At 64.5% G+C, this 1258-nt stretch carries 1 protein-coding gene and 1 pseudogene; both read right to left on the minus strand.

Going from position 1 to position 1258, the window contains the following annotated elements; all coding sequences use genetic code 11:
- Positions 1 to 468, minus strand: a pseudogene (locus JMF90_RS37565) (putrescine ABC transporter permease PotH); the annotation flags it as partial.
- A partial coding sequence (locus tag JMF90_RS37570) for an ABC transporter ATP-binding protein (RefSeq protein ID WP_201326392.1) occupies positions 465 to 1258 on the minus strand: 794 nt, incomplete at its 5' end. The gene JMF90_RS37570 and the pseudogene JMF90_RS37565, both read right to left, overlap by 4 nt.

Below are 1258 nucleotides of genomic sequence, written 5' to 3' on the forward strand. Positions count from 1 at the left end.
GTTCAGCAGCCCGTTGTTCTTCAGGATGCCGATCCACGCATACACGCGGATCAGGAACGACGTCCAGAACGGCAGCATCACGCCCATCATCAGCAGGTTGCGGGTGGCCGGGTTCGAGCGCGCGATGTAGTACGCCATCGGATAGCCGAGCAGCAAGCACAGCAGCGTCGTGATCGCGGCGACCCACACCGAGTTCACGTAGGTCGCGAAATACAGGCTGTCCGTGAACAGGAACGCGTAGTGCGACAGGTTCAGCGCGATGTGCACGACGCCGTCCGCGTACGACGCGAGCTCCGTATACGGCGGGATACCGAGCTGCAGCTCCGCGAAGCTGATCTTCACGACCAGCACGAACGGAACGAGGAAGAACAGCACGAGCCACGTGAACGGCCCGGCCACGACCGCCGTGGCGCCCGTCAGGTTGAAGCGCCGCACCGGCCACTCGAGCAGGGACTTGAACGCGTTCATGACGTCAGCACCACGCCGGCGGTCGCGCTCCAGCGCACGTAGATCTCGTCGCCGAGCGCCGGCGTGTCGAGTTCGGAAATCGCGAGGCTCGACACGTTCGCGATCACCGTCTTGCCGCCGTCGAGCTTCACGTGATACAGCGAATAGCCGCCCATGTACGCGACGTTGCTGATCCGGCCGCGCGCCCAGTTGAACGCGCCTTCGGGCGGCTTGCGCGTGAGCGCGATCCGCTCGGGGCGCACCGACACGGTGACCGGCATCCCGAGCGGGCCGGAGATCCCGTGACTCACGTACAGCCGGCTCGGCAGTTCCGGCGATTCGATGTACACGTGATCGGGTTCGTCCTCGACCGTCACGCCGTCGAACAGGTTCGTCGAGCCGATGAATTCGGCCGAGAAGCGGCTGTTCGGGTATTCGTACACTTCGTTCGGCGAGCCGATCTGCACGATCTGGCCTTCGCTCATCACCGCGAGGCGGTTCGCCATCGTCATCGCCTCTTCCTGGTCGTGCGTGACCATGATGCAGGTGACACCGACCTTGTTCAGGATATTGACGAGCTCGATCTGGGTACGCTGGCGAATCTGCTTGTCGAGCGCGGACATCGGCTCGTCGAGCAGCAGCAGCTTCGGGCGCTTGACCAGCGAGCGGGCCAACGCAACACGCTGCTGCTGGCCGCCGGAGAGTTGATGCGGCTTGCGCTTCGCGTACTTGCCCATCTGCACGAGTTCGAGCGCGGATGCGACGCGCGCCTTCAGCTCGGCCTTCGGCGTGCCTTCCTGCTTCAGCCCGA

Origin of the sequence: Burkholderia sp. E168m23 (assembly GCF_016586125.1) — a bacterium.
GTDB classification, from domain to species: Bacteria; Pseudomonadota; Gammaproteobacteria; order Burkholderiales; family Burkholderiaceae; genus Burkholderia; species Burkholderia orbicola.